The following is a 24,615-nucleotide window of genomic DNA, read 5'->3' as shown; positions in this document are numbered from 1 at the left end:
CGCATGTTCGACAGTAGTGCCCGCCACCGGGTGCGCGTCGTCCGGGCGCGGCCCGGCGGGAGCGTGCCGGGGCCGAACCCGGCACAATGGACTCGGTGCAGCTCATGACATTCGACGAGGACGTCAAACGACGCGACCTTCGCAAGATGAAGACCCTCGCCACCGGCTTCCTGGTGTTCGCCACCATCGTGTACCTGTTCTGCCGGTGGCAGGAGTCCCGAGGGGCCGGGGAATGGGTGGGCTACGTACGCGCCGCCTCGGAAGCGGGCATGGTCGGCGCGCTCGCCGACTGGTTCGCCGTCACGGCGTTGTTCAGACATCCACTGGGACTGAAGATTCCGCATACCGCCATCATCAAGCGCAAGAAGGACCAGCTGGGCGAGAGCCTCGGGTCCTTCGTGGGTCAGAACTTCCTGGCCGTCGACGTCGTGTCCCAGAAGGTCGAGTCCGCCAGGATCCCGCTACGGCTCGGAACCTGGTTGGCCGAACCCGCACACGCCGATCGCGTCGCGGAGGAGACGGCCACCATCCTGCGGGGCGTGCTCGACGTGCTCGACGACGAGGACATCCAGCAGGTCATCGACAACACGATCGTCAAGAGACTGGGGGATCCCCAGTGGGGGCCGCCCATCGGCAAGGTTCTGACGTCGCTGCTCGAGGACAATCGTCAGAAGCCGCTGATCGACCTGCTGGCCGAGCGCGCGCACGAGTGGGCGCAGGGCAGCCTCGAGACGATCGATCGCATCGTCACCCGCGACTCGCCGTCCTGGTCGCCGAAGTTCGTCGATGTGCTTCTCGGCGAACGCATCCACCGCGAGCTCGTCGAGTTCACGTGGAAGGTGCGGTCCAATCCGCAACACGAGTTGCGGCTTGCGGCGGACAAGTTCCTCGTCGACTTCGCGCACGATCTGCAGAACGATCCCGAGACCATCGCCAAGGCCGAGTCGATCAAGTCCGAGATCATGGGCCGCGACGAGGTCACCGGTCTCGCCGCGGCGTCGTGGAAGGTGGCCAAACGCCTCATCGTCGACTCCGTCGACGATCCGAACAGCACCCTGCGCGCCAAGATCAGCGAGAACGTCCAGAAGTTCGGCGCCCGCCTGCGGGACGACGACGCGATGCGCGGTAAGGCGGACGGCTGGTTGATGGCCGGCGTGCGGTACGTCGTCGAGAACTACACCGACGAGATCACCACGGTCATCACCGACACGGTGGCTCGCTGGGACGCCGACGAGGCCAGCAACAAGATCGAGCTCCAGGTGGGCCGGGATCTGCAGTTCATCCGGATCAACGGCACCGTCGTCGGGTCGCTCGCCGGCCTGACGATCTACGCCGTATCGCAGCTGCTGTTCGGCTGACTCACGGTGTGATGCAGGGGTGCTAGCAGAGTGCTTGCTATTGCTAGCACCCTTCGTTACCCTGGAATGCGAGGCACACACTTCACCAGTGGAGGAGTTCACGAATGGCATCCCAGGAGAAGGAAGGCGACGACACCACAGTGGTGTCGGTGGCCGGAGATCTCGCCGCTCGGGTCGTCAGTACGGCGACTCAGGACATCGGGAGTTTCATTCGCGCACAGCGAGAATCCGCGCAGGTGTCCCTGCGACAGCTCGCTCTCTCCGCCGGAGTTTCCAATCCCTACCTCAGCCAGATCGAGCGGGGACTGCGTAAACCGTCGGCGGAAGTCCTCAGCCAGATCGCCAAGGGTCTTCGCGTGTCCTCGGAGGTCCTGTACGTGCGAGCCGGCCTGCTCGAGGAGCGGCCGCACAGTCCTATCGCCGATGCGGTGCTCGGTGACGACTCCATCACGGAGCGTCAGAAGCAGGTGCTCCTCGAGATCTTCTACTCGTTCCGCCGCGAGAACGAGACCGGCACCGAACCGCTCCGCCGCAGCACCACACCAGAAACGACATCAGGAGAAACCACATGACCGACCCGAAGTTCGACACCGTCAAGACCCCGCTGTTCGCCGCCGTCGGCGCCGGAGATGCCGTGGTCCAGGCCGTGGCAGACGTGGTGGCCCAGGTGCGCAACCGCGCCGAGAGCACGCAGGCCGACGTCAACGACCGCGTCGACACCGCCCGTGCACGTCTCGCGGACCTGCAGGAAGACGTCACCGAGAGCGTCGAGACGCTGCGTGGCCGACTGAACGCACTGCCCCAGGAACTGCCCGAGGAGATCGCCGACTTGCGTGAGCGTTTCACCCCGGAAGAGCTGCGCAAGGTCGCCGAGGCGTACCTCAAGGTCGCATCGGACCTCTACACCGCACTCGCCGAGCGCGGCGAGGAGACCGTCGAGCGCATCCGCAAGAACCCGACCGTCGAAGAGGGCCTCGAGCGCGCCAACTCGGCCGCCAACGACGCCGTCGACCTGACCGAGCAGACCCTCGGCACCGTCGCCTCGCAGACGCGCGCCGTCGGTGAGCGCGCCGCTGCACTGGCAGGCCGCGCGTCCACCCGCGTCCAGGAAGGTGCCGACGAGGCCACCGACGCCATCAAGGACGGCGCGGACGAGGCAGTCGACAACGTCGACGAGGCAGCCGACGAGCTGAGCGAGAAGATCGACGAGCTGGGCCAGAAGGCCAAGGATGCGGGACAGAAGGCATCCGACAAGGCGTCCGGCGCTGCCGGTGCCGTCGAGGGCAAGACGCGCAACAACGCGGACTCGCCCATCAAGAAGGCACCCGCCAAGAAGGCTGCACCGGCCAAGGCTTCGGCTCCCACACCGGCGCCCGCCAAGAAGGCCACCCCGGCCAAGAAGGCTCCGGCCAAGAAGACCACCAGCTAGTAGAACCCGGCATATCCGACCCCCACGCGAGACCAGCGTGGGGGTCGGTGTCGTTTAGGATGACCGCTATGCCCATGGCGTACAGCGCGACCAGCGCGATCATGAACATCCTGCAGCTCATCGCCCTGGTGGGTGTCGCCTTCGCGCTGTTCCACGCCATCCGCCAGCGTCCCGATGCATTCACCGCCGCGGACAAGCTGAACAAGCCGGGGTGGGTGGCCATCCTCGCGATCGCCCTGCTGGTACTGCTGGTGTTCCCGGTGGTCGGGTTCGTCGGCATCATCGCCGTGGTCGCCATCGGCGTGTACCTCGTCGACGTGCGGCCGAAGGTCGACGACATCCAGCGCGGACCTCGCTGGTAGTCGCTACCCCTGGCCTGTCACGGTCAGCCACAGCAGCGCCCCGTTGAGGGCGACGATCAGCGCTGTCGTCACGACGGCGAGGACGACCGTCGTGCGGGAGTTGATGCGAGTGCCCATGACAGCCGAACTCGAGGTCATGCGCACCAGCGGTATCAGCGCGAACGGGATGCACAGGCTCAGGACGACCTGACTGAGCACCAGCGCCAGCGTCGGATCCACCCCGATGCCCAGCACGACGAGTGCCGGAATCAACGTCACCACGCGCCGGGCCTGGATCGGAATGCGCTTGTGCAGCAGACCTTTCATGATCTCGGCACCCGCGGCGCACCCCACCGACGTCGAGGCCAGGCCCGACGCCAGCAGGCCCACGGCGAAGACCGCGGCCACGCCGGGACCCAGATTGTTCTCGATCGCGGCGTGGGCGCCGTCGATGGTGTCCGTTCCCTCTTCGCCGCGGAAGGCCGAGGCCGCGAGGAGCAGCATGCCGATGTTGACGCTGCCCGCGATGATCAGGGCGAAGGTGACGTCCCACTTGGTCGCCCGCAGCAGTCGATCGAGCCGGCCGGAATCCTTCTCGACGCCGTGACGGTCCCGCGCCAACGCCGAGTGCAGGTAGATCGCGTGCGGCATGACGGTCGCGCCGAGCATGCTGGCGGCCAGCAGGACCGATCCCGATCCGTCGAAGCCCGGAACGAGGCCGCCGGCGACGCCTCCCGCGTCGACGTCGGTGAAGAACAGACCGGTGAGAAAGCCGATGGTGATGATCGCCAGCATGCCCATGACGACGAACTCGAACGTGCGTTGCCCGCGGCGCGACTGGACGGCGAGCACGCCCATGGACACGACGCCGGTGATGAGTCCGCCGACGAACAGCGGGACCCCGAACAGCAGGTTGAGGGCTATGGCGCCGCCGATGACCTCGGCGAGGTCCGTCGCGATCGCCACGGCCTCGGCCTGCACCCAGAACGCCCGCCGGGGCCAGGGGCGCATGCGGGCGCCGAGCATTTCCGGCAGCGACTTGCCCGAGACGAGACCGAGCTTGGCCGACAGGTACTGAATGAGTACGGCCATGGCGTTGGCGGCGACCAGGACCCAGACGAGCAGGTAGCCGTAGCGCGCACCCGCGGTGAGATTGGCGGCGACGTTACCCGGGTCGACGTAGGCGATCGCGGCGACGAACGCCGGGCCCAGCAGGGTGAACAGCCGCACGGGTGTGAGGCTGCCCGAGGGGGGTAGACGGGTGCCGACGCGCTCTGCCATTCCGTGAGTGTAGGTCACCCGATCCGTTTTTGTTCGCTTGGCCGTACGGAGAAGTTAGGCCACCCGTATCCAGCCCGTGCTCATTCTGGTTCGTCGACCCATTCGAGCAGGTCACCGGGTTGGCATCCCAGCACCCGGCACATGGTCTCGAGCGTGCTGAACCGGACCGCTTTCGCTCGCCCGTTCTTCAGCACCGCCACGTTCGCCGGCGTCAGTCCGACGCGGTCGGCGAAGTCGCCGACGCTCATCTTCCGCTTGGCCAGCTCGACGTCGATGCGCACGACGATCGGCATCAGATGACCGCGTCCATGTCGGTACGCAGCGCCGTCGCCTGGCGCAACAGCGCGCGCATCACCACCATGAGAAGTGCTGCGACGCCGATGATCATGCAGAACAGGAACAGCAGGAGTGGCAGGCCGGGATCGTCCGCCGTGAATCCGACGACGAGGAAGACCACGGCGAGAACGGCGCCCGCCGCGGCGATCGAGCGGACGATCGCGTCGACCCAGACGAACGACGCATCGGTGAAGATGCGGTCGCGTCGCACCAGCGTCAGCAGCTTCCATGTCGAGACGACGACGACCTGGATGCACACCACCCAGAAGATCGACACCGACGTCAGGGGCCACCGGAGGTAGGCCGCGTCCGGATTCTCGCGGGCCATGTGGGCGAACTGTCCGGGCAGCGACATGACCTGCAGGAGCACGAGGAGCGCGAAGAGGCAGGCGAGTGCGGCCTTGGATGCCGCGATGACACGGCCTTCGGTGATCATGGATCGAGTATCGCTGAGTATCTATCGATAATCAATAGACGATCTAGGGTGTCGTCGCTGCAGCCGAGGTCGACGCCTATCGTCTGAGGGTGCCTGTGACGGAGTACCGCATCGACGACCTGGCCCGGGAAGCCGGCGTGAGCGTCCGCAATGTGCGCGTCTATCAGGACCGCGGGTTGCTGCCTCCGCCCCGCAAGGTCGGGCGCACCGGCTGGTACGACGAATCGCACCTCGCGCGGTTGCAGATGATCTCTCGGATGCTCGACCGGGGCTACACCTTCGTCACCATCAGCGAACTCCTGACCGCGGCGCAGTACGGACTGCGTGTGGAGGATGTGCTGGGCACCGAGGACCCGGACGGCGCCGCCACCGTCGACAGATCGGTCTATCTGTCCCGCAGCGACATCGACGCCATGTTCGACGGTCGCATCACGGACGTCGAACTCGGACGCGCCCAGAAGTTGGACGTGTTCACGGCGGAGGGCGACGGGTTCCGCGTCGCGAATCCGGCGCTCGTCCGCGCTGCGAAGGTGCTGTTCGACGCCGGACTGGCGTTGACGGACATCCTCGACCGCACCGAACGTGTGCACTCGGATCTGACCAGCGTGTCGAAGCAGTTCGTCCGTCTGGTCGTCGACCGCTTCGTTCCGGGCGGCGCCGATCCGTTCCTGCTCGAGCCGAGCGAACTCTCCGCGATGGCCGACCTCATCACCACCCTTCGTCCTCTGGCGGCCCAGGCCGTGCAAGCTCTGTTCACCGAAGCCATGGATGCCGAGATCGTGCACGCCATGGAGACCGCGCTCGACGGCGCGACACCGTCGGACTCGCCCGGGTCCGACGACGACACCCGAGGAGACGCATGACCGATCGACGCACGTTGTTGGCCACCGCCGTCGCCGGCGCCGCGGTAGCCGGTGTGGCGGGAGCTGTGGTGTCCCGCCGCCGAAGCTCACCGCCGTCCACCCGACTGGGCGATGCGGACGTGCTTCTGCGTCGACCCGATCTGGAACCGCGGGTGCGCACCGTCGTCGCCGAGGACGGCGCACGACTGCACGTCCGTGAGTACGGGGACCCCGACGCCGATCCCATCGTGCTGAGCCACGGATGGACATGCTCCGCCGATTACTGGACGCCGCAGATCAACGACCTGGCCGGCACCTACCGAGTGGTCGTGTACGACCAGCGGGGTCACGGGGCGAGCGACGTCGGTACGCGGCCGCTCGGTCCGGACGTCCTGGGAGACGACCTCGCCGCAGTGCTCGACGCGACGGTGAGCACCGACCGACCGGCAGTCCTGGCCGGACACAGCATGGGCGGCATGTCCGTGATGGCGTGGGCGGGAGAGTATCCCGAGCAGGTGCGCCGCTACGTGAAGGCGATTCTGCTGGCCAACACCGCGACCGACAGTCTGGTCCGTGAGACGACGGTGATCCCGCTCCCGCCCGGTGTGGCGCAGGTGCCCGCACGGGTCGCGTCGTCCGTCATGGGATCGGTCCTGCCCATTCCGTCCAGCCCGCTGTCCGCGCGAGCCCTGAAGTACGTGACCATGGGTTCGGCGTCGACGCGCGCACAGGTGGCGTTCTGCGAGCGCATCGTCCGGGACTGCGCACCTCGGACCCGCGGGATGTGGGGTTCGGCGTTGTCCACCCTCGACATCCGCGACGCCTTGCACAACATCGACGTGCCGACGTCCGTCATCGTGGGGACCGTCGACAGATTGACCCCGCCGGTCCACGCCCGAAGCCTCGCCGAGCAGCTGTCCCGCGCCGGCGTGCTGAATGGCGACACGTCCGGGCGACTGATCGAACTGCCCGGTGTGGGTCACATGAGTTCGGTCGAGGCCATCGCCGAGTTCGACGCCGAACTCGTTCGACTGGCGGAACTCCCGGCCTGACCCGGAGCCCGACTCAGCTGAAGACGACGGTCTTGCGGCCGTGGACGAGGACACGGTCCTCGAGGTGCCATCGCAGGCCGCGCGCGAGAACCATCTTCTCGATGTCGCGGCCCTGACGGACCATGTCCGCCACCGCATCCGAGTGATCGATGCGGATGACGTCCTGCTCGATGATGGGTCCGGCGTCGAGTTCGGCCGTCACCAGGTGGCAGGTCGCACCGATCAGTTTGACGCCGCGCGCGAAGGCCTGGTGATACGGGCGGGCGCCGACGAACGACGGCAGGAAGCTGTGATGGATGTTGATCGCGCGGCCGGACCAGTGCTCGCACAACGACTCCGGGAGTACCTGCATGAAGCGGGCCAGCACCACCGCGTCGGGTGAGTAGCCGTCCACGAGGTCGCGCAGAGTGTCGAAGGACGGTCCACGCTCCGCCGGATCCTTGGGGAACGGGACGTGGTGGAACTGCACACCGTGTGCGCGCGTGACGGATTCGAGGTCCGGGTGGTTGCCGATCACGGCGTCGATGGTCGCGGGCAGCTCGCCGCCGGCAGCGCGACCCAGCAGGTCGTGCAGGCAGTGCCCCTCCTTGCTCACCAACAGCACGACGCGCTTGCGCTCACCCGAGTCGCTCAGCGACCACTCGGTCTCGGGGCCGATCTCGTCTGCCACGGAGGCGAAACGCGCCCGGAGCTCGTCCACCCCGATGTCGATGGACGACGCCGCAACTGCCTGGCGTGTGAAGAACCAGCCGCTGTCCGCATCGGCGTGGTACGCGGCCTCGACGATCGACCCACCGAGATCGGCGAGGAAGGTCGAGATCCGCGCGACGATACCCGTGCGATCGGGACATCCGAGAGTGAGAACGAAGCGGCGAGATTCGGACGGCATGGAACCCATTCTCTCACCCGTGACAGGCTGGACGTCATGACTACCCTCACCCGCGGTGACGTCGCCCGCATGGTCGATCACACGCTGCTCAAGCCCGAAGCGACGCTCGCCGACGTGCGGGCGCTCATCGACGAGGCGAAGGATCTGGGAGTGCTCGCGGTGTGCGTCTCACCGTCGATGCTTCCGGTGCGCGACACCGGCGACCTGGTCGTCGCCGCGGTGGCGGGTTTCCCGTCCGGAAAGCATCATTCGCTGATCAAGGGATCCGAAGCGCGCCTGGCCGTCCAGCACGGGGCCACCGAGATCGACATGGTCATCGATGTCGGCGCGGCGACCGCGGGCGACTTCAATGCCGTGCTGTCCGACATCATCACCGTCCGGGAAGCGATGGGCGACAACGCCGTTCTCAAGGTGATCATCGAGTCCGCCGCCCTGCTGGCGTCCGCGCAGGGAGAACGCGCCGTGACGGAGTGCTGCTACGCGGCCGAGCGCGGTGGCGCGAACTTCGTCAAGACCTCCACCGGTTTCCACCCCGCCGGCGGTGCGTCGGTCGAGGCGATCGCTCTGATGGCGTCGGCCGTGGGTGGGCGGCTCGGCATCAAGGCATCGGGCGGCATCCGCGACGCGGACACCGCCCGAGCGCTGATCGAGGCCGGTGCGACACGGCTGGGACTGTCGGGAACCCGCGCGGTGCTGGACGGGTTCCCGGCCTGATCAGCAGCTGATCTGCTGCGAGGAGTCCTGCGCGACGGGGATCGTGTACTGTCCGCCGCTGAGCGTCATGTGGATACCCGTGTCGGTGACCTCGAGCGCGTCGGGAGTCATTCCCAGCGGGTAGGCCTGCAGGCTGTCCGTGAGGATCGTGACGACGCTGTCCGCCAGGTCCGTCGGGATGCCGATGCCGAGGATCGACGCGTCGACCGTCTCCACGACGATGGCGTCGCCCTGGACGACAGGCTTCACCGTCAACTGGGCGAGCCCGCCGACGATGCCGAAGTTCAGCGTGCCCGCCCCCGGGTCGCTGGTGACACCGGAGACGATGCCGCCGACGCCCTGGGCCTGGAGGGTCGCGAGGATGCCCTCGGTGGACCAGGTGACGTCCGCCGTGCTGCTGCCGATCTGCCCGGACGAGGTGTCGCTGCCCGTGAGGTCGACGTCGTCGATGGTGGCCTGGACCTGCATGTCCTGCGCCGGCCCGAACTTCGTGTCGTCGCTGGAGATGTCGACGGACGAGAACTTCTTCGTGGCCAGCGAGAACAGTACGGGCTGCAGTCCGAGCCCGACGTCGATCTGCGAGCCGAGCTCGCTCTCGAACTGCGTGGTGAGGCAGTTCTCGACGCGGTTGCGGGCGTACAGCTCGCCGCCGACGAGCGCGACGATCAGCACGACGACCACGGAGATCGCGATGAGGGGCACTCGGGAGCGCCGCCGGGGTGCAGTGGATTGGCTCATGAGGGACATTGTTCAGCAGGTGTCTGAGGCATCTCTGTGAACGAGGCATCCGGTGACGAGCCTCCGCGAAACGACTGTGACAGATGACACATCCGAGTAGTCTCACGTCATGGCCGGTGACGATGTCGTGGAGCGCTTGGACGGACTCGTCACCGAGCAGGACGGGTTCTTCACCTCCGCTCAGGCGATGGATGCCGGGTACACGCCCACCGACATCGAAGCGCATGTCGACGACGGCTCGTGGACTCGCGTGGAGACGGACCTGCTGCGTCTGACCGAGTGGCCGCACCACGACCTCGAGGAGTACTCGAAGTGGTGCGCGTGGCTCGGACCGACCGCCGTCGTCTCGCACCAGAGTGCTGCGGAACTGCACGGGCTCGGATCGCTGCACCCTCAATTCGTCCACATCCGGGTCAGCGGAACGGCCCGCGCGCACGATCGACGCCTCGCCGTCCACCGTGGCCGGCTCGTCGGCGCCGACATCGAGTTCACGGGCACCTTCCGCCTGACGACGCCCACCCGCACCGTGCTCGATCTCGCGGCCGGAGGAATCTCGCAGTTCACGCTCGACGAGGTGGTCGGTGACGGGCTGATGCTCGGTCGCCTGACGGTGGACGAGCTGTTCGAGCAGGCGGTCGAGTGCGGGGACCGTGTGGCCGAGCGCGTGGAGATGGCCCTGCGCTGAGATGATGGGCCCGGTGACGCGGACCCTCCTGATCGACAACTACGACTCCTTCACCTACAACCTCGCGCAGTACATCGAGGAGGTGTCGTCGGTTCCGCCGATCGTCGTGATGGGTGATGCCGAGTACGACTCGGTTCCGTGGTCCGATGTGGACGCGGTGGTGGTCTCGCCGGGCCCCGGTCGTCCGAGCCGTGACGCGGACCTCAGCCTGGGTCGTGAGGCGATCCTCCGGAGCGGCCTGCCCGTGCTCGGCGTGTGCCTGGGGCATCAGGGCATCGCCGAATGTTTCTCCGGCACAGTCGACCTGGCGCCGACACCGATGCACGGTCGTCTGTCCGATGTGATCCACGACGGAACGGATCTGTTCGCCGGGCTGCCGTCGCCGCTGCGCGTCGTCCGCTATCACTCGTTGGCCGTCACGCGGGTGCCCGACGTTCTCGAGGTGACCGCACGCAGCGACGACGGAGTCGTCATGGCTCTGCGTCACCGCACCTTGCCGATCCGGGGCGTGCAGTTCCACCCCGAGTCGATCGGCACGGAGGGTGGGCTGCAGCTGATCGCGAACTTCCTGAGCCTTGTACCGCCGTCGACACGGGTGGCGCCCGCGCCCGACCCGCCGTCCATCCGGCCCGCACGGTACGAGGCACACGTGCGGCGGATCGACAGCCTCCCCGACCCGGCCGAGGTGTCCCGGTTCCTCGGTGGTGCGACGTCGTTCTGGTTGGACTCGAGCGCCGACATCACGGGGGGAGTCCGCTTCTCGTTCCTCGGCTCGGGTGACGGCCCGCTCGCCGAGCACCTGGAGTACGACGTCGCGACGTCGACGGTCACGGTGCGCGGTGTGCAGGGTGAGAGCGTGACCGTGGTGCCGAGCTTCCTCGAGTACTTGGACGAGCAGCTGGGTCTGCGGACCCTGTCCCGCGTACCGGAGGTGCCGTTCGAGTTCACGCTCGGCTACGTCGGGTACCTCGGCTACGAGCTGGCAGCGGAGACGTCCGGAGGCGCCGTCCATGCGGCGCGGACGCCGGACGTGCAGATGATCTTCGCGGACCGACTCGTCGCTCTCGATCACCGTGAACGCTGCACGTATCTGCTGACGCTCTCGGAGGTCGGGTGCAGTTCCGCCGCCGCGCTGGCGTGGCTGGAGACGACGGAGTCCGCCCTCGCAGCGATGACGCCGTGGGAACCGGTCGTTGCGGCACGCCCCACGTTCGGTCCTCCGCCGGCCGATGTGCGCCCGAGGCACGACGACGACGCCTACCGCCGGGCCGTCGCTGCCTGCCTGGACCTGATCACGCAGGGGGAGAGTTACGAGATCTGCCTGACCAACGAGTTCACCGTGCCGTACACGGGCGATCCGGCGGACCTCTACACAGCGTTACGACGCGTCAGCCCCGCTCCCTACGGGGCGTTCCTGTCATTCCCCGGCGTCGCGGTGCTCAGTGCGTCACCGGAGCGGTTCCTGCGGATCACCGCGTCGGGAGACGTGGAGTCCAAGCCCATCAAGGGCACTCGCGCCCGCGGACGTACCCCGGACGAGGACGTCGCGGCGCGGGACGATCTGCGGTCCAGCGAGAAGGACCGCGCCGAGAACATCATGATCGTCGATCTGGTGCGCAACGATCTGAACAGAGTGTGCGAGTCCGGGTCGGTCCGGGTGCCCGTGTTGTTCGACGTGGAGACCCACACTCATGTGCACCAGTTGGTGTCCACGGTCGTGGGGCATCTGCGGGCGGGAGCGACCGCCGTCGACTGTGTGCGCTCGGCGTTTCCGGGTGGCTCCATGACCGGCGCGCCGAAGCGTCGGACGACGGAGATCATCGACCGTCTCGAGAACGGTGCACGCGGCGTGTATTCCGGTGCGCTGGGCTGGTTCTCGCTGTCGGGCGCTGCCGACCTCTCCATCGTCATCCGGACGATCGTGCTGTCCGACGGCATGGCGAGCGTCGGCACCGGCGGCGCGATCGTCGCGTTGTCGGACCCCGAGGACGAACTCCGCGAGATGCACCTGAAAGCGGCAGCGCTGCTCGGTGCCCTCGGGCTCACGCCGGTGCGACCGCCTCCCACGGCAGCTGGAGCACGTTGTCCCGCATCCGACGTCGCGGGACCGTGATCGGAAGGCCCTGTGCAGCAAGCGCTGTCGCCGCCGAGCGCCACCGCACCCGCGGGCCGAACGGCGCCAGGGGAGCGGCGACGTCCCACGCACGGTCGGCGGCGCGCAGCACGTCGTGGATGCGCTCGCCGGGAACGTTCCGATGGATGAGGGCCTTGGGTAGGCGCTCGGCGATGTCCGACGGACGGTCCACCGTGAACGGATCCCAGGCGATGGTCAGGGACACCGGTCCCTGCGCGGCCACGGTCACCCATGTCGCGCGTCTGCCCAGTTCGTCGCACGTCCCGTCGATCAGCAGACCTCCGTCGGCGAGCGAGGACGTGATGCGGGACCACGCCCCCGGTACTGCATCCTCGGGGTACTGACGCAACACGTTGAACGCGCGCACCAGGTGGGGTCGGAGCCCGGCCAGTTCGAAACCGCCGCGTCGGAAGCTCACGCCGTCCTGATCGGGAACTACTCGCCCCGGGTCGATCTCGAGTCCGACGACGGCGATGTCGGCACGGACGGTCCTCAGTCGAGAGGCCAACTCCAGCGTCGTCACCGGGGACGCCCCGTACCCCAGATCGACGACCAGCGGCGCCGACGAGGAGGTCAGCAGCGACCGGATCGCCGGATCGTGCACCAGCCTGCGATCACTGCGACGCAGCCTGTTGATGTTCGTCGTGCCACGGGTGACGACACCCTCGAAGGCCATGAGCAGACGGTCCGGAAGCGCAGAGGGGGGATCAGGCGTTCTTCGTCAGCCATTCGTGCGTGACGTCGCCCTCGCCGCGCCACAGATCGACGAGGTTGACCAACATCAACTGTTCGAGCTTGCCGCCGATGAACGGGATGTACACCTTCGCCTCGGACGTGGTGCGCAGCGTGGAGCCGGTCTCGGTCGCGAACAGCGACGTCGTGCCGGTGAGGCTGCCGGGACCGGCGGGGATGGACGCGTCGTACTTGCCGGCCGTCGTCTCCGAGTACGCGTCGTGGTGGATGTTGCGGGTGATGACCATGTCCTTCTTCATCACGGCCTGCGCCACGTCGGGAAGCGTGTTGCGAGGGATGATGTGGCGCATGACGACGTCGACGCCGTCGGCGGTGACCTCGAACTTCGTCAGCTCGTTCTCGGACAGTTTGCGCAGTTCGACGATGATCGCGTCCCAGTAGTCCCGGGTCGTCAACGCTGCGTACACCTGTTCCGTCGTGAACGGGAGTCGAGCCGAGTAGTTCATGCGACGTGCCATGGTCGATGAGGTTACCGGTGAGTCAGAGGTGCTCCGGCGCCCAGGTGTCGGTGAAATCCTGTTCGGCGTCGATGAGGGCGAGGACCTGCTCGATGACGGCCTGCTCGATCTTCCCGCCGAAGATGGGCACCTTGACCTCGGCCTGACCCGTCGCGGTGAGCGCGGATCCGGCACCCTTCGACCGCAGCGCGAGAGTTCCGGTGATCGAGGCGGGAGCGCCCTCGACCTTGGCCTCGAACGTGCCCGAGGCGCCCTGGGCGTCCAGTGAACCCCACGACTCGGTGCGGTGGATGACCAGGTCACCGGGGCGGATGGAGGTGATCGCGCCCGGCAGCAGCTCCTCGGCGATGGCCTGCGTCATGGATACGGACACGGTGCGGGTGTCGGCCGTGTCCCCGGAGACGGTGACATCGTTCAGCACGGCCTTGGGGCCGCCCACGGCCTCGAGGCGATCCGCCCAGTACTTCTCCGACGTGAGCGCGGCGTGCACCGTCGCGGCGGAGAGGGAGGACGGGACCGTGTGATCGAACCTGCGTGGCATGGACTGAGATTAACTCTGCGCGGCGCGCTCGGATCGCAGCGGGTGACCCTTCGAGGTCAGGCACTTGCCCGTCTCGAGGTTCCAGTCCCAGCCGTGCAGGTTGCACGTCAGCGTGTTCCCCTCGATGACACCGAACTTCGACAGATCCGCCTTCAGATGCGGGCACCGACGCTGGATCTCCCAGCCGTCCTTGACGATGGTCGCCGTGTCGTCGTGCGCCTCCGCGAACCAGCCGTCCGCGTAGGCGATGCGCTCGTCGGTGAGGCACTTGAAGAACGTGTACAGGAACTCGTTGTAGCCACCGACCCGCTTCGCGCGGAACCGCGTCGACAAGAAGATCGAGTTGACCCAGTCGGACTCTCCGTCCCGCAGCACCGTGCGGACCAGCTCGGCCGGGATCTCGAACGTGTAGCGGAACTTCTCGTCCTGGATCGGTTCGCGGACTATCCGCTTCGGAAAGTCGAGCACGACCCGATCCGCACCCTGCAGGTTGAGCTCCACCGGGTAGCCGATGCCGTCGGAGATCTGGTCGGTCTGCGCCATGATCGGCTCGAACAAGGCGCGCAACGGTCCCAGCAGCGGCTCGCCGGCTGCGGTAGCCCAGGACGCCTTCTCCGCCGCGATGACGTCGGCCTGACGCTGCGCGTACGCCTCGATGTAGTCGGCCTTGCCGGTGGTGAAGATGGCCTCCACCTCGTCGGTGGGCAGCGGGTGCGCCAGCTCGTTCAGGTCGGAGCCCGCGAAGTCCGCCGTGGTCCCCGGCATCATCAACAAGCCCTTGTCGTGGCCGTGGCGGCGCATCTGGTCGAGGAACACCATCTGGTCGGGGAAGATGTTCGCCGGATCGCCGTAGACGTCGTTCAGTGAGCGCAGCTCGTCGTCGAGGAAGCACGGGGGACCGGCCGACGGGATGACCCACGTCGCGCCGACCTGCTCGATGTACTGCCGACACCGGTCCATCTGCCGCTGCCGCTTCTGGGTGCCGAAGGCATCCTTGGCGCGCTGCGGCATGTCGTAGACCATCGGGTACCAGATGGCACCGGAGTACTGCAGCATGTGCACGTCGATGTGGCCGAACGCCTCGGTCATCATGTCGAGGTCCACGGGTCGGGCGTCGTTCATGTTGAACGCGGTGGTCTCCCCGTCACTGACGACGAGGCCGGAGTCACCGATGGGGCCGTCGGCGGGGGCACGCAGTGCGACGATCATCACGTCGAGGTCGCCCTTGGGGCCGGACACCGTGTGCTTGACCGAGTCGGTCGTCTCGAAGAACTTGGTGAAGCCGAGCTTCTCGAGCTCCGTGCGCAGATCCGGCACCGGGTAGTCCGGCAGCAGCACCACGGCGTCCTTGTTGACGTGCTTCGCCAGGTGCTTCGGGTCGAAGTGGTCCTTGTGAAGATGCGAGACGTACAGGTAGTCGCAGTTGCCCAGGTCGTCCCAGTCCAGCTGGGAGTTGTCCGGGAACGGGAACCACGACGTGAAGTACGCCGGATTGACCCACGGGTCGCACAGAATGGATCCCGCTGTTGTCCGAATGTGGAATCCGGCGTGTCCGACGCTGGTGACCTGCACGTGAATCCTTCCGAAAGACCTAGTCCGTTCACCCTCCATGGTAGGCGCGCTCGCGCGGGTGCCTGCCACCCCGACCGGCCGGGTACCGTTCACCCTCGTGACCAGCAGTCCTCACCTGTCCGCGGACCTCGTTCGCAGCGGCGATCCCGCGCGCACGACCTTCGCCGATCTCACCACCATCCGCGTGGGTGGTCCCGTCGGCACGTTCGTCGACGCGACCACGTCGGAGCAGCTCGTCGACGCCGTGCGCAGCGCGGACGCCGACGGTCGGCCTCTGTTGGTGATCAGCGGCGGGTCCAACCTGCTCGTCGGCGACGACGGGTTCGACGGTGTCGTCGTCCACATCGCCACCTCCGGGTTGCGTGTCGACGGCACTCGCATCCACGCCGATGCCGGAGTCGAGTGGGACCTGCTCGTGCGGACCGCACTCGACCACGGCCTCGCCGGTGTCGAGGCCCTGTCCGGGATCCCGGGCAGCGTGGGCGGCACGCCCGTGCAGAACGTCGGTGCCTACGGAGCGTCCACCTCGGACTGCCTCGAATCGGTCACCGTTCTCGACCGCGAGACCGGCGAGGTGGAGGTGTGGGACAACGCCCGCTGCGGGTTCGGATCGCACCGGTCCTCGGCGTTCAAGTACACCGACCGCTACGTCGTGGTGAACGTCACGTTCGACCTTCAGCGCAGCGACGAGTCGGCCCCCGTGCGCTACGCCGCTCTCGCCGAGCGGCTCGGTGTCCGCATCGGCGACACGGTGTCCGCTCGGGAGGTCCGCGACGCCGTCATCGCCCTGCGCACCGATCGCGGCATGGTGTGGAACGAGGCGGAGCACGACTCGTGGAGTGTCGGATCGTTCTTCCTGAATCCGATCGTCGAGGTGGTTCCGCCCGAAGCTCTCGGATCACCGCAGTTCACGGACCCCAAGGGCATCAAACTCAGCGCCGCCTGGCTCATCGAGCACGCCGGCTTCTCCCGCGGCTACGGCGCGGACTTCGGCACCGGGCGCGTCACGCTGTCCACCCGCCACGTCCTGGCCGTCACCAATCGGGGCGGCGCCACGGCGGCGGATGTCCTCGCGCTCGCGTCGCACGTCAAGGCCGGTGTGTTGAAGAAGTACGGGATCACCCTGACCCCCGAGTGCCGACTGGTGAACTGCTCGCTCGACTGACGAGTCTGTTTCCACAGGTACCGTTGTGCGCGTGACGATGCAGGGGAAGACACCGATCGCGGCCGTTCTCGCGGTGCTGGCACTCGTGGTGGCGCTCGTGGCGGGATGCTCGACCGGCTCCGGTTCCGGGGGGTCGGCCGCAGCGCCGACCACCGAGGCCGCGCCCGTCGCCGCGGTGACCTACACACCAGCGGCCGGCTCCACCGACGTGTCGCCCTCGACGCCGATTTCGGTGACCGTCGCCGACGGGACCTTCCAGCAGGTAGCGCTGACCACGGCCGACGGCCGGACGGTCGCCGGAAGCCTGGATCCCGCGAAGACCACCTTCACCGTCACCGAACCGCTGGGGTACGACGCCGTCTACACCTGGACCGGCACCGCCGTGGGGAGCGACGGCAAGACGGTCCCCGTCGAGGGCACTGTCGGAACCGTCGCCCCGGCGTCCATCACCTCGGTCTCGACGAACATCGGTGACGGGCAGGAAGTGGGCGTCGCGGCGCCGATCATCCTGAAGTTCGACGATGCGATCGTCGACAAGAAGGCCGTCGAGAAGGCGTTGACCATCACGACGAACCCGCCCACCGTCGGATCGTGGGCCTGGTTGCCCGACGACGGCGGGTCGCGGGTGCACTGGCGTCCGCAGAACTACTGGGCACCCGGCACGTCCGTGCAGGTGTCGGCCAAGTTGTACGGCGTGAACTACGGCGGCGGCGCGTACGGCGACTCCGACGTGAGTATCGATTTCACCATCGGTCGCAGTCAGGTGGTCATCGCCGACGCGACCAGTCACCGCATGCAGGTGGTCCGCGACGGCGTGACCGTCATGGACATTCCCGTGAGCTACGGCGAGGGCAACGAGGACCGCAACGTCACGCGCAGCGGCATCCACGTGGTGTCGGAGAAGTACGAGGACTTCCTGATGTCGAACCCGCCGTTCTACGAGAACGTGCGCGAACGGTGGGCCACCCGCATCTCCAACAACGGCGAGTTCATCCACGCGAACCCGCTGACCACCGGCGTCCAGGGATCGTCGAACGTCACCAACGGCTGCATCAACCTCTCCACCGAGGACGCCCAGACGTACTTCCAGATGGCCGTCTACGGCGATCCGGTCGAGGTCACGGGCACGCGCATCGACCTGTCGGCGGCCGACGGCGACATCTACGACTGGGCTGTGGACTGGTCCACGTGGCAGTCGATGAGCGCCTTGGCCGCCTGACCGATCGGTCTCAGCGGCGGCTGAAGCGCCCGCCCGGAGCCTGATCGCGCGGGCGCATGACGATGGTGTCGAGGTTGACGTGCGGGGGACGCGACGCCGCGAAGGCGATCACGTCGGCGATGTCCGAGGCCACCAGCGGGTCGATACCTTCGTAGACCTTCGCGGCCTTGTCCGCGTCGCCGTCGAAACGCACGAGGGAGAATTCGGTCTCCACGGCGCCCGGTGCGATCTCCGTCAGGCGGACGGGCGTGCCCAGCAGCTCGCCGCGCAGCGTCCGGTGCAGAACGCCCTGCGCGTGCTTGGCCGAGGTGTAGCCGGAGCCGTTGTCGTAGGTCTCGAAGGCCGCGATCGAGGTGATGGTGACGATGAGGCCGTCACCGGACTCGATGAGCTTGGGCAGGAGTGCCTTCGTCATCCGCAGCGTGCCCAGGACGTTGGTCTCCCACATCCAGCGCCAGTCCTCGAGGTCGGCGGCCAGAACGGGGGCCAGGCCCTTGGCGCCGCCGGCGTTGTTCACCAGGATGTCCACGCGCGGAATCACCGCGGTGAACGCGGCGACGGAATCCTCGTCGGTGACGTCGAGAGCCAGCGCTGTTCCGCCGATCTCCTCGGCCAGCGCCTCGAGCCGGTCCACCCGGCGTGCGCCGACGACGACATGGAATCCGTCGGCGGCCAGTCTGCGGGCGGTGGCTTCCCCGATTCCCGAACTCGCTCCGGTGACGACGGCGGTGCGCTGAGGTGACTGAGTCATGAGGACAAGCCTAGGACGCCGGTGTGTCAGCTCGCGATCGCGCTGTACCCGGACGCATCTCCGGCGACGACGCGGGAGTACTCACCGTGCACGCTCACCGGGACGTCACCGGCGAGGGTGATGCGTTCGAGGCGGCGGTACTGGTCGTCGTAGTCGGAGACGGCGTAGTGCTGGGTGGACCGGTTGTCCCAGATGGCGATGTCGCCGGGCTCCCACGACCACCGGATGGTGTTCTCGAGGCGCGTCACCCGATCCTGGAGCAGCTCGAAGATCGCGCGGAATTCCTTCGAGGACAGGCCGGTGAAGGATTTGGCGAAGTGGCCCAACACGATCGAGCGCTTACCCGTCTCCGGGTGGACGCGAACGACGGGGTGTTCCGTCTCGAAGTACTCGCTGCGGAACTCCTCGCGGTAACGCTGGGCGGACGACGACACGGACTTCTCGGCCGCGACGGCCGCGTAGTCGTAGACGTTGGTGTGCACGGCCCACAGCGAGTCGGCCAGCGCCGCGATCGCCGGCGGCAACTGCTCGTAGGCAGCGGTCGTCGACGCCCACGTCGTGGTGCCGCCGTAGGCGGGCAGGGTCACCGCGCGCAGGATCGACGCCTTCGGGATGCGGTCGACGAACGTGACGTCGGTGTGCCAGCTGTCCGCTTTGTCGTACGTGGAATCGGTGGCGAGCGTGCGGGTTCCGCGCGAGCGCACCGTGGGGTGCGGTGTCGTGGGGATACCGAGGCGCTCCGCGAACGCGTACTGGACCTTCTCGTCGACGTGGTGCTGTCCTCGGAAGAACACGACCTCGTGCTCGAGAAGTGCGTCGTTGATGTCGGCCACCACGTGCGACGGCAGATCTCCGCCGAGGCGCACATCGTCGATACGTGCGCCGATGTTCGCGCCCAGTTTCACGGTCTTCATGGGCTCACTGTGGTCCTGTTCGTGCAGGATGTCGACCTTTCGAATCACCTCGAGCGAAACAGGCGATTCTGCAGCGCGGCGACATCAGTGCTACTTTTCGGTCATGGCACCAGCGAGGAAGACCGCGCCGCGGGTCACCTATGTGACCGCTGCTCTCGGTTCCCGCCTGCCTCTCGCTCGCGAACTCTGTTGTCGACGCGGACTCGTCCGAGACTGATCGCGCGTCGCTCGGTGAACTGATCTTTCGGTTCGTCGCACGGGTACGACCGGCCTCGGCACTCTCGCCTCCGGCTCACCCCGTCACTTCAGTTCCGAGGAACCTTCATGTCTGTCTCGACATTCGCTGCCTCCACCCCGGCTCGCTCCCCGCTCGGGCGGCCCCCGCACACCAGAACCGGCCGCGCACGCCCGGCTCGCGTCGTCGCTCCCGAACTCCGTGTCAGTGACACCCCCGCCGCCGTGGTGTTCCGCGCCGTCGTCCAGCGCGGGCCGGTCTCGCGCGACGTCATCGTGGGCGCCACCGGCATCAGTACCGCGACCGTCAATCGTCATGTCAGCGCCCTGATCTCGGCAGGACTGCTCCGCGAACGCGCGGACCTGTCGACGTCCGGCGCCGTGGGACGCCCCCGTGTACCCGTCGAGGTCGACCACGAGGGGCAGTGCACTCTGGGCGTCCACATCGGTGCCACGACGACCCGCATCGTCGCCGTCGATCTCCGCGGGACCGTCCTCGGCGGGGTGGAGATCCCCACTCCGTCCGGCAGCCATTCCGGCGCACTGCGATCCATCGCGGAGAGCGCCGCCGCATTCGCCGCGCGGTGGCACCGACGCCGCATCCTCTTCGTCGGCGTGGCCATCGGCGGGCGTGTGAACGCGCAGAAGGGCACCGTCGATCACCCCCGCCTCGCCTGGTCCGATGCCCCGGTGGGTGCTGTTCTGGGGGAGCGGCTCGGCGCCGTGGTGGCCGTGGCGCCGCACGTCGAGGCGATGGCGGCGTCGGAGCTGTTGCTCGCACCGGAGACGCCGGAAAAGGATCACACGGGCACTTCGCTGTACTTCTATGCGCGGGAGATGACGGGGTTGGCGCTGACCATCGACGGTCGGGTGCACACCCCCGCGGGCGGCCCGGGGTCGATCGCTCATCTACCGACCGGCTCGTCGGCCGTGTGCGACTGCGGCCGTACCGGATGCCTCGAGGCGACCGTGAGCGATCGATCGGTGCTCGCGGCGGCGCGCGCGAGTGGTCTGGTCGACGAGTCCGAGCGGTCGATCTCCGCGGTGTACCTCGCCGCGCGTACGGGTTCACCTGTGGCGGAACAACTTCTGAACGATCGCGCCGATGCACTGGGTCGTGCCCTCGCGCTGGTGCACGACGTCGTCAATCCGGACAGCGTGCAGGTGGGTGGGCAGGCGTTCACCGCGTACCCGGCCACGATGCCGCGCGTCGAAGCCGCGTTCGCGGCAGCGAGTTCGGTGGCCACGTCGGGGCGGGTGCGCGTGACGACCTTCGGCAAGCGCGTGCAAGATCATGCGGCGGCCGCGGTGTCCCTCGGCTCGCTCTACGCCGATCCCGTGGTGACGATGCGCAAGATCGACGCTCAGCGCTGATCGCACGGGGAATACTGCGGACACGACAGCACCCGATCTCCGGTTCTACTTCGACCCGGTGTGCCCGTTCGCCTGGATGACCAGTAAGTGGGTCCGCATCGTCCAGGCGCAACGGGACTACACCGTCGACTGGAGCTTCATCTCCCTCCGACAACTCAACGCGCACATCGATTACGAGGCGCACTTCCCGCCCGAGTACGAGGCGGGACACACCGCGGGACTCCGGCTGCTCCGGGCTGCCGCGAGCGTGCGGGCCGAGCACGGCCGGGAGGCGATGGGCCCGCTGTACGCCGCGTTCGGCGCCCGCATCTTCGATGCGGAACCGGTTCCCGACGAGGCCGGTGCTCACGCGCACCGCGGAACGGCCGAGTTCCTCGCACCGATCCTCGCCGAGCTCGGCCTGCCCGAGCATCATGCTCGGGCTCTGGACGACACGTCGCTCGACGAGGAGATCCAAGCGTCGACCGACGAGGCGCTGTCGCTCACGGGCAAGGACGTCGGCACACCGATCATCCACGTGGAGCCGCCCGAGGGCGTGGCGTTCTTCGGCCCGGTCATCAGCCGGCTCCCGTCGGACGCCGAGGCGGCCGAGCTGTGGGACCACGTCGTGGGACTGGCACGGTTCCCCGGGTTCGCGGAGCTGAAGCGAAGTCTGCGGGAGCTGCCCCAGCTGCGAGCCCTCGGCGTGTCGGACGACGAGGCGGGCGTGCAGCAGGACTGGCACGGCGGTAGTCGGCGCCCGAAGAAGTAGCTACTGCGTCGGTACGGGGTACTTCGCGAGGTACTTCTCCCGCTTCGCGGGCTGGATGTTCGAGCGTCGGAGGTCGCCGTCGTAGTGCGCGACCACGCGCTTGTCCATCAGCGCCCGCCACAGGAACGGGAAGTACGACACGAGGATCAGGGGCGCGTAACCCGCAGGCAGCTGCGGAGATTCGGGCATGCTGCGCAGGATCTGGTAGCGACGGGTCGGGTTCGCGTGATGGTCGCTGTGGCGCTGGAGGTGGTAGAGGAAGATGTCGGACACCGCGTAATCGCTGTTCCAACTGTGCTCGGGTGTGCAGCGCTCGTAGCGGCCGTTGTCCTTGGTGCGTCGAAGCAACCCGTAGTGCTCGAGGTAGTTCACGGCCTCGAGCAGCGAGATGCCGTACACCGCCTGCAGAACCAGGAACGGCAACAGTTCGAGACCGAACACGGCGACCAGTGCGCCCCAGAGCACCAGACTCATCGCCCAGGCGGTCAGGTTCTCGTTCGACGGTGACCAGGTCCGCTTGTTCATGCGCTGCAGGCGTTCTCGCTCGAGCACCCAGCCCGATCGGAACCCGCCGAGAACGCTGCGGGGGTAGAACTGCCACAGCGTCTCGCCGAGACGCGAGCTGGCCGGATCCTCGGGCGTCGCGACGCGGACGTGGTGGCCCTTGTTGTGCTCGACGTAGAAATGCCCGTAGAAGCTCTGGGCGAGCACGATGCGCGACAACCACCGTTCCCACTCGATCTTCTTGTGTCCCAACTCGTGTGCCGTGTTGATCCCGATGCCGCCCACCAGTCCGATGGTCAGCGCCAGCCCGATCTTCGAGGCCATCGACAGACCGTTCTCGAGTCCCAGCCAGGACAGGTCGTCGGCCGTCAGCAGATACGACGACAACACGATGCCGACGAACTGCATCGGGATGTACGCGTAGACGCAGCCTCGGTACCAGAAGTCCGCCTCGAGGGATTCGACGAGTTCCTCGGGCGGGTTCTCGTCGAACGGGACGATGATGCGGTCCGCGATCGGGACAACAACGTAGAGGAACAGTGCGCCGGACCACCAGGCCACCTGGGAGGCGGTCGGTGCCCACCACTGCAAGGCGTAGACGAGGCCCACCGAGATGACGGGGAGCATCGGAGCGATGAGCGCCCACGGCCAGTAGTACCTGTTGAGGTCACGCCACTCACCCGTCTTCGGCGAGATGGAGCGCTGGTGTGTTTCGGTCACGTCGAAACTTTACCGACGCGTCGGCCCTGCTCAGGCTGGTGACGATGCCCTTCTGACATCCCACAATCAGCGCTCGATAAGTTGGTGTCATGGCAATACGCGAGGCCTTCGGCCGCGACGGGACGTCCCTCGTCTACCGCATCACGGGGGACGTCGGGGCACGGCCGTTGGTCCTGCTCCACGGGTGGGCGCAGACGGGAGCGTGCTGGGGCGACGGCCTGCTGGCGGAACTCGCGGAGCGCTACCGGGTGATCGCCGTCGATCTGCGGGGACACGGAGCATCCGGCGCTCCCGCCGATGGATACGACCGCTCCGAGCTGTGGGCCGGCGACGTCCATGCCGTGCTCGAGCAGGAAGGCATCCGCTCGGGCGCCGTCGTCGCCGGGTGGTCGTACGGCGGGCTGGTGCTGTGCGACTACCTCTCCGTGTACGGGACCGCAGCCGTCGACGGCGTCGTGCTCGTCTCCGCCATCACCGCGATCGGACCGGACCGTCCGGGCGGAGCGGTCGGATCGTCGATGCGGGCGGCGATCCCGGGAGCCATGAGCGAGGATCCGCGCGTCGCGATCCGCGCGCTCGGCAGTTTCGGCAAGGCTCTGACCGGCCCCGGCGAGGGCCTCGGTGAGCAGGCGCAGGCCTTGTTCGGCGCCAGCCTGTCGACGCGTCCGCGGGTCCGGTCGGCGGTGTTCCGCCGCGATCTCGAACACGACGCCACCCTGGCGGCACTCGATGTTCCCGCGTTGGTGCTGCACGGCACCGCGGACACCGTCGTCGAGTTCTCGGCCGGGGAGCACACCGCGTCGGTGATCCCGGACGCGCGGACGTCGTGGTGGGACGGCGTCGACCACGGTCCCTTCGTCGCGGACCCTGCCCGCTTCCTGTCCGAGCTGACGGGTTTCGTCGACTCTCTGGGTTAGTCCACACACGTGATGCGTGTCAGAACGGTGGTGGGTCGTCGGTGTCGGCGAATTCGCGGGCCCGGCGGTTGCGGTTGCGTTCGTTCCTCCGGCGGGCATGCTTGTCCGCCAGACGTGTGCGGCGTCTGTTGGGGGGAGTGCGGGGCGGACTCGGCGGTGGATCGGGTACGTCGAAGGAGACGTCGGTGAGTCCGGGGTGGATGTCGTATCCGTTGTGCGCCGGCCCCGGGACGACGAGGCCCTCGGGTGTGGTGACGGTGGAGACGACGCGTCCGGTGTCGTCTTCGGTGTACTGATCGTCGACGAAGTCACCGAACGTCTTCAGGTTGTGGTGGAACCTGCATTTGCCGCCGAGGTTGACGTCGGTGGTCTGGCCGCCGCCGTCGGGATCGTCGTGTTCGTACTCCGCGATGTGGTCGAGATCGCCGGTCCACACTCCACGGTTGCAGCCGGGCCAGGTGCAGTACTGGTCGCGGATGCGCACGAACGTGTCGAGGGCGCTGGAGG

The 24,615-nt window shown here is 67.6% G+C and carries 26 protein-coding genes and 1 pseudogene; 14 read left to right on the top strand and 13 right to left on the bottom strand.

Annotated elements, in window-relative coordinates; all coding sequences use genetic code 11:
- The first annotated feature begins 86 nt into the window (after positions 1 to 86).
- The 4 genes from RU01_RS12700 to RU01_RS12685 all read left to right on the top strand — a co-directional run bounded on the left by RU01_RS12700 (position 87) and on the right by RU01_RS12685 (position 3,149).
- Positions 87 to 1,358: a DUF445 domain-containing protein gene (locus RU01_RS12700; protein ID WP_042574933.1), complete on the top strand. Its 1,272-nt coding sequence runs from the start codon at positions 87 to 89 to the stop codon at positions 1,356 to 1,358.
- A gap of 104 nt (positions 1,359 to 1,462) precedes the next feature.
- Entirely contained in the window at positions 1,463 to 1,930 is a 468-nt protein-coding gene (locus RU01_RS12695; RefSeq protein WP_042574932.1) for a helix-turn-helix domain-containing protein, read from the top strand.
- Complete coding sequence (locus RU01_RS12690) at positions 1,927 to 2,787, top strand: heparin-binding hemagglutinin (RefSeq protein ID WP_042574931.1); 861 nt, start codon at positions 1,927 to 1,929, stop codon at positions 2,785 to 2,787. Before RU01_RS12695 ends, RU01_RS12690 begins: the two co-directional genes overlap by 4 nt.
- 68 nt (positions 2,788 to 2,855) lie before the next feature.
- Entirely contained in the window at positions 2,856 to 3,149 is a 294-nt protein-coding gene (locus RU01_RS12685) for a DUF2516 family protein (protein WP_082043085.1), read from the top strand.
- 3 nt (positions 3,150 to 3,152) lie between these two features.
- Here the strand turns inward: RU01_RS12685 and RU01_RS12680 are convergent, their stop codons facing one another.
- The 3 genes from RU01_RS12680 to RU01_RS12670 form a co-directional block, all read right to left on the bottom strand.
- Positions 3,153 to 4,409 carry an Nramp family divalent metal transporter gene (locus RU01_RS12680; protein ID WP_042574992.1) on the bottom strand — a complete coding sequence of 419 codons (1,257 nt, stop codon included), beginning with the start codon at positions 4,407 to 4,409 and terminating at the stop codon, positions 3,153 to 3,155.
- A gap of 80 nt (positions 4,410 to 4,489) precedes the next feature.
- Positions 4,490 to 4,702 (bottom strand): helix-turn-helix domain-containing protein, encoded by a 213-nt coding sequence (locus RU01_RS12675; protein WP_042574929.1) that lies wholly within the window; start codon positions 4,700 to 4,702, stop codon positions 4,490 to 4,492.
- On the bottom strand, positions 4,702 to 5,181 hold the full coding sequence (locus tag RU01_RS12670) for a DUF2975 domain-containing protein (RefSeq protein WP_042574928.1): 480 nt from the start codon (positions 5,179 to 5,181) through the stop codon (positions 4,702 to 4,704). Before RU01_RS12670 ends, RU01_RS12675 begins: the two co-directional genes overlap by 1 nt.
- 89 nt (positions 5,182 to 5,270) lie before the next feature.
- Between RU01_RS12670 and RU01_RS12665 the strand changes: the two genes are divergently transcribed.
- Together RU01_RS12665 and RU01_RS12660 are read left to right on the top strand one after the other, a co-directional pair.
- Complete coding sequence (locus RU01_RS12665; RefSeq protein ID WP_197074767.1) at positions 5,271 to 6,044, top strand: MerR family transcriptional regulator; 774 nt, start codon at positions 5,271 to 5,273, stop codon at positions 6,042 to 6,044.
- Positions 6,041 to 7,075, top strand: coding sequence for an alpha/beta fold hydrolase (locus tag RU01_RS12660; protein WP_042574926.1), 1,035 nt, complete (start codon positions 6,041 to 6,043; stop codon positions 7,073 to 7,075). Before RU01_RS12665 ends, RU01_RS12660 begins: the two co-directional genes overlap by 4 nt.
- A gap of 13 nt (positions 7,076 to 7,088) precedes the next feature.
- On the opposite strand, the gene purU is transcribed toward RU01_RS12660, so the two are convergent.
- Positions 7,089 to 7,973 (bottom strand): formyltetrahydrofolate deformylase, encoded by an 885-nt coding sequence (gene purU / locus RU01_RS12655; protein ID WP_042574925.1) that lies wholly within the window; start codon positions 7,971 to 7,973, stop codon positions 7,089 to 7,091.
- 27 nt (positions 7,974 to 8,000) lie between these two features.
- Here purU and deoC point away from each other — a divergent pair, with 27 nt between their 5' ends.
- The gene (gene deoC, locus RU01_RS12650) at positions 8,001 to 8,678 is read left to right on the top strand and encodes a deoxyribose-phosphate aldolase (protein WP_042574924.1); all 678 of its coding nucleotides are present in this window, start codon (positions 8,001 to 8,003) and stop codon (positions 8,676 to 8,678) included.
- On the opposite strand, the gene RU01_RS12645 is transcribed toward deoC, so the two are convergent.
- On the bottom strand, positions 8,679 to 9,416 hold the full coding sequence (locus tag RU01_RS12645) for an LmeA family phospholipid-binding protein (protein WP_042574991.1): 738 nt from the start codon (positions 9,414 to 9,416) through the stop codon (positions 8,679 to 8,681).
- 109 nt (positions 9,417 to 9,525) lie between these two features.
- On the opposite strand from RU01_RS12645, the gene RU01_RS12640 reads away from it, so the two are divergent.
- Together RU01_RS12640 and pabB are read left to right on the top strand one after the other, a co-directional pair.
- Complete coding sequence (locus tag RU01_RS12640) at positions 9,526 to 10,101, top strand: type IV toxin-antitoxin system AbiEi family antitoxin domain-containing protein (protein WP_042574923.1); 576 nt, start codon at positions 9,526 to 9,528, stop codon at positions 10,099 to 10,101.
- A 4-nt stretch (positions 10,102 to 10,105) separates the two neighbouring features.
- On the top strand, positions 10,106 to 12,214 hold the full coding sequence (gene pabB, locus RU01_RS12635) for an aminodeoxychorismate synthase component I (protein WP_231568700.1): 2,109 nt from the start codon (positions 10,106 to 10,108) through the stop codon (positions 12,212 to 12,214).
- Here pabB and RU01_RS12630 read toward each other — a convergent pair.
- From RU01_RS12630 to RU01_RS12615, 4 genes are read right to left on the bottom strand one after another with little or no spacing between them, the layout of a single operon-like run.
- Positions 12,144 to 12,911, bottom strand: a complete 768-nt coding sequence (locus RU01_RS12630) for a class I SAM-dependent methyltransferase (protein WP_197074765.1) — start codon at positions 12,909 to 12,911, stop codon at positions 12,144 to 12,146. The two genes, pabB and RU01_RS12630, sit on opposite strands and share 71 nt — an antisense overlap.
- A gap of 31 nt (positions 12,912 to 12,942) precedes the next feature.
- Entirely contained in the window at positions 12,943 to 13,446 is a 504-nt protein-coding gene (locus RU01_RS12625; RefSeq protein WP_042574921.1) for a DUF2505 domain-containing protein, read from the bottom strand.
- Positions 13,447 to 13,468: 22 nt separating this feature from the next.
- Positions 13,469 to 13,987, bottom strand: coding sequence for a DUF2505 domain-containing protein (locus RU01_RS12620; protein WP_042574920.1), 519 nt, complete (start codon positions 13,985 to 13,987; stop codon positions 13,469 to 13,471).
- A 9-nt stretch (positions 13,988 to 13,996) separates the two neighbouring features.
- Entirely contained in the window at positions 13,997 to 15,559 is a 1,563-nt protein-coding gene (locus tag RU01_RS12615) for an MBL fold metallo-hydrolase (protein WP_042574919.1), read from the bottom strand.
- Positions 15,560 to 15,656: 97 nt separating this feature from the next.
- Here RU01_RS12615 and RU01_RS12610 point away from each other — a divergent pair, with 97 nt between their 5' ends.
- Positions 15,657 to 16,724 (top strand): UDP-N-acetylmuramate dehydrogenase, encoded by a 1,068-nt coding sequence (locus RU01_RS12610; RefSeq protein WP_231568695.1) that lies wholly within the window; start codon positions 15,657 to 15,659, stop codon positions 16,722 to 16,724.
- A 37-nt stretch (positions 16,725 to 16,761) separates the two neighbouring features.
- Entirely contained in the window at positions 16,762 to 17,943 is a 1,182-nt protein-coding gene (locus RU01_RS12605; protein ID WP_042574988.1) for a L,D-transpeptidase, read from the top strand.
- Between the two features lie 10 nt (positions 17,944 to 17,953).
- Here the strand turns inward: RU01_RS12605 and RU01_RS12600 are convergent, their stop codons facing one another.
- On the bottom strand, positions 17,954 to 18,694 hold the full coding sequence (locus RU01_RS12600; protein WP_042574918.1) for an SDR family NAD(P)-dependent oxidoreductase: 741 nt from the start codon (positions 18,692 to 18,694) through the stop codon (positions 17,954 to 17,956).
- A gap of 26 nt (positions 18,695 to 18,720) precedes the next feature.
- Positions 18,721 to 19,608, bottom strand: a complete 888-nt coding sequence (locus RU01_RS12595; protein ID WP_042574987.1) for a TauD/TfdA dioxygenase family protein — start codon at positions 19,606 to 19,608, stop codon at positions 18,721 to 18,723.
- Positions 19,609 to 19,932: 324 nt separating this feature from the next.
- Between RU01_RS12595 and RU01_RS12590 the strand changes: the two genes are divergently transcribed.
- Both RU01_RS12590 and RU01_RS12585 read left to right on the top strand, forming a co-directional pair.
- Positions 19,933 to 21,216, top strand: coding sequence for an ROK family transcriptional regulator (locus tag RU01_RS12590; protein WP_042574917.1), 1,284 nt, complete (start codon positions 19,933 to 19,935; stop codon positions 21,214 to 21,216).
- A gap of 58 nt (positions 21,217 to 21,274) precedes the next feature.
- Entirely contained in the window at positions 21,275 to 21,967 is a 693-nt protein-coding gene (locus tag RU01_RS12585) for a mycothiol-dependent nitroreductase Rv2466c family protein (RefSeq protein ID WP_042574916.1), read from the top strand.
- Here RU01_RS12585 and RU01_RS12580 read toward each other — a convergent pair whose 3' ends face one another.
- Positions 21,968 to 23,191, bottom strand: a complete 1,224-nt coding sequence (locus tag RU01_RS12580) for an alkane 1-monooxygenase (RefSeq protein WP_042574915.1) — start codon at positions 23,189 to 23,191, stop codon at positions 21,968 to 21,970.
- Between the two features lie 89 nt (positions 23,192 to 23,280).
- Between RU01_RS12580 and RU01_RS12575 the strand changes: the two genes are divergently transcribed.
- Positions 23,281 to 24,108 carry an alpha/beta fold hydrolase gene (locus tag RU01_RS12575; RefSeq protein WP_042574914.1) on the top strand — a complete coding sequence of 276 codons (828 nt, stop codon included), beginning with the start codon at positions 23,281 to 23,283 and terminating at the stop codon, positions 24,106 to 24,108.
- Between the two features lie 19 nt (positions 24,109 to 24,127).
- Here the strand turns inward: RU01_RS12575 and RU01_RS23180 are convergent.
- Positions 24,128 to 24,615, bottom strand: a pseudogene (locus RU01_RS23180) (DUF222 domain-containing protein); the annotation flags it as partial.

The sequence above is a fragment of the Rhodococcus sp. MEB064 genome (assembly GCF_000834565.1).
Lineage (GTDB): Bacteria > Actinomycetota > Actinomycetes > Mycobacteriales > Mycobacteriaceae > Rhodococcoides.
This window is presented reverse-complemented; position numbering and strand designations above follow the sequence as displayed.